This is a genomic window from Novosphingobium sp. Chol11 (genome assembly GCF_945870625.1).
Lineage (GTDB): Bacteria > Pseudomonadota > Alphaproteobacteria > Sphingomonadales > Sphingomonadaceae > Novosphingobium.
Genome location: NZ_CAMBTS010000174.1, coordinates 1 through 3,295, shown reverse-complemented (window position 1 = coordinate 3,295; position 3,295 = coordinate 1). Strand labels below are relative to the sequence as shown.

General features: G+C 62.9%; 3 protein-coding genes. 2 read left to right on the top strand and 1 reads right to left on the bottom strand.

Annotated features, from left to right (window positions below; all coding sequences use genetic code 11):
- Window positions 1–156: 156 nt before the first annotated feature.
- On the bottom strand, window positions 157–906 hold the full coding sequence (locus tag Q0O40_RS15770) for an SDR family NAD(P)-dependent oxidoreductase (protein ID WP_295532098.1): 750 nt from the start codon (window positions 904–906) through the stop codon (window positions 157–159).
- Between the two features lie 193 nt (window positions 907–1,099).
- Between Q0O40_RS15770 and Q0O40_RS15765 the strand changes: the two genes are divergently transcribed.
- Together Q0O40_RS15765 and Q0O40_RS15760 are read left to right on the top strand one after the other, a co-directional pair.
- Window positions 1,100–2,749, top strand: coding sequence for an FAD-binding oxidoreductase (locus tag Q0O40_RS15765; RefSeq protein WP_295532095.1), 1,650 nt, complete (start codon window positions 1,100–1,102; stop codon window positions 2,747–2,749).
- A 43-nt stretch (window positions 2,750–2,792) separates the two neighbouring features.
- On the top strand, window positions 2,793–3,295 hold a 503-nt coding region (locus Q0O40_RS15760), incomplete at its 3' end, for an LLM class flavin-dependent oxidoreductase (protein ID WP_295532092.1).

Genomic DNA, 3,295 nt, shown 5'->3' with positions numbered 1-3,295 from the left:
TCGTCGCTCCCGAATTCGGCGGTGCGTTCGTTGCTCCGGGCGCGCTGCGTACCTTTGGCATCGAGGGCACGTTCAAGTTCTGATCTGACGTCCAACACAAAACAACCGGGCCATGCAGCGATGCATGGCCCGGTTTTTTGTGCGCGCGCGCCTCGCCTAAAGCGAGATGGTCAAGCCGCCATCGACGACAATTGTCTGCCCGGTGAGATAGCTCGCCTTGTCCGAAAGCAGAAAGGCGATCACCTCGCCGATTTCGGAGGCGTGCCCGGCGCGGTCCATCGGCACCGTGCCTTCCGCAGCGGCAAGGCCGACCGGGCCAAGCGAGTTTTCTTCCGACAGGATTTGCGCCGTGCGGATAAAGCCGGGCGCCACCGCGTTCACGCGCACGTTGTCCTTGGCGAGCGCGCAGGCGGCGGCTTTGACCATGCCGGTGATGCCCGCCTTGGCGGCGGAATAATGCCAGTGATCGTCCCAGCCGACGACAGCACCGGCGATCGACGACACACACACGACCGATCCTTGCTGGCGCGCGCTCATCGCCGGGGCGGCTGCGCGGATCAGCCGCAACTGGCCCTTGAGGTTCACGTCGAGCACATGGTCCCATTTTTCGTCGGTCAGCACCGGGTAGGCGGCGCGCGGCGCAATCCCCGCATTGGCGACGAGGGCGGAAAGCGCGCCGAAGCGCGCCTCGATGGCGGCAATCGCAGCGAGGCAGGCATCGCTATCGCTGACATCCAGCGCCAGAAATTCGGCCGAGCCTCCGTCTGCGCAGATGTCTGCGGCCACCGCCTCGCCTTCGTCCGGCAGGATGTCGCTGACAAAGACGTGATACCCGTCGCGGCCCAGTATTTTCGCTGTAGCCGCGCCTATGCCGATCCCGGCGCCCGAAACCAATGCTGCACGCATGCGGTCGATCCTTTCAAACTGTGCCCCATCAAAGAAGAGCAAGCGGCAAGATGCATTTGAAAATCATCCACAGCAAGACCAGCAGAGCGCTAATGGCGTGTAATGTGCACAAAAATCGATTGAACTTGAATTGAACCTTGCGTTCCGACCGTTTCGGCATACAAATTTACAGACGCACACGGAGGAGGTTTCGATGGAGTCGAGTCTGCTGCAGCCGTCGGCCAGTGAATTGGCAAACAGCGATCTGGCAAACAGTGATCTGGCAAATACCGCGCCGGACGATGCGACCATCGCCCGCTTGCAACAGATCCTCGGGCGCGAAAATGTGCTGCTCGACAGCGCCAATCGCGCGTTTTACTCGCAGGACCTCAGTTTCCGCGCACACGAAGTTGCGGCCATGGTGGTCCAGCCCGCCAGCGTCGAAGCGCTGGCCGATGCGGTCGGTGTCGCCACGCGCGCCGGATTTGCCGTTGTGCCGCGCGGCGGCGGAATGAGCTATACCAGCGGCTACACCCCCGAACGCGCACGCAGCATGCTGATCGACATGCGCCGGATGAACCGCGTGATCGAGATCAATGCCGATGATATGTATGTGATCGTCGAGGCAGGCTGCACCTGGAAAGACCTGCACGAGGCGCTCGCCCCGCACGGCGTGCGCACCCCCTATTGGGGCCCGCTCTCGGGCGCTTATGCCACGGTCGGCGGCGCGCTTTCGCAAAACAGCCTGTTTCACGGATCGGGCACCGGCGGCACCGCGGCGCAGACGGTGATCGGCCTCAAAGTGGTGCTCGCCGATGGCAGCCTCATCACCACCGGCAGCTGGGCGCACAAGAACTCGAGCCCCTTCTGGCGGCATTTCGGCCCCGATGTGACCGGGCTGTTCACCGCCGACACCGGCGCCATGGGGGTGAAAGCGGTCGCCGCGCTGCGGCTGGTGCGCACGGCGGGGCACACCGGCTATCTCTCCTACAAGTTCGATACGCTGGAGGCGATGCTGGCGGCGCAAGTGCGCATCGCCCGGCTCGGGATTGCGTCCGAATGCTATGGCTTCGATCCCTATTACAACGCCGGGTTCGAAGGGCAGGGGATCACGTTCGAGGAAGGGCTTTCGCTGGTCGGCAAGATCGCGCGCAAGGGCGGGCTGAAGGGCCTCAAGAATGCGGCGCGCGTGGCGCTGGGGGGCAAGAAGATCCTGCGGAACGTGCCCTATTCGCTGCACATGACGCTCGACGCGCTGACCGAAGTCGTCGCGGCCGAACATACCGATCTTGCCGCCGAAGTCTGCACCGAAGAAGGCGGCACCGAGATGGCCAATTCGATCCCGACCGTCTTTCGCAACGCGCCCTTTGGCGGGGTGCGCACGGTGCTGCTGGGTTCCGAAGGCGAAATCTGGATTCCCGTGCATGGCTATTTCCCGCTCTCGCGCGCCATCCCTGCGGCGCAGGCGACCGAGCGTTTCCTCGCCGAGCGCAAGCCGCTGATGGAGCAATGGGGCATCAAGACCAGCTACCTGACTTGCTTTTCCGGGCCGGAATTCGTCATCGAACCAAGCTTTTACTGGCACGACGCGCTGGGCGAGTTCCGTCTCTCGCTGATCGAGCCAGAATTTGCCGACAAATGGCGCGACATTCCCGCCGACGAGGCGCGGCGCGCGGTCGCACTGGGCCTGCGCGATGAACTGCGCGACCTGTTTGACCAGCTCGGCGGGCTGCATCTCCAGATCGGCAAGTATTACCCCTACCGCGAGATCATGAACAACGAGGCGCTGGGCCGGGTGGTTGCGGGGATCAAGGCGGTGGTCGATCCGGAGCGGTTGATGAATCCCGGCGCGCTGGGGCTTTGATCGCGCGGGTTGGCGAAGGGTAACGAGGCTTCGGAGTAACGGCGTGAAATTCGGTGTGTTCCTCCCCAATGGCAGCAACGGCTATATCCCTTCCAAGGGCAGCCCGGTCTATCTGCCGACGTATGCGCACAACAAGGCGATCACGCTGGAGGCCGAGCGGGTTGGGCTCGATTTCGTGCTCTCGATGATGAAGTTCAAAGGCTTCGGCGGCGAGACCGGCTATTGGGACGCCTGCCTCGAAAGCTTCACCTTGATGGCGGCGCTGGCGGCAGACACCAAGCGTATCGGCCTGTTTCCCAGCGTCACCTTGCTCAGCGCGCATCCGCCCGTGGTCGCGCGCATGATCTCGACCATCGACGACATCAGCGAGGGGCGCTGCGGGCTCAATATCGTGACCGGCTGGAACAAGCCCGAATATACCCAGATGGGCCTGTGGCGCGGCGATGAATACTATGATCGGCGCTATGATTATGCGCGCGAATATCTGACCATTCTGAAGGATCTTTGGCGCACCGGCGAAACCTCGTTCAAGGGTGAATTCTTCTC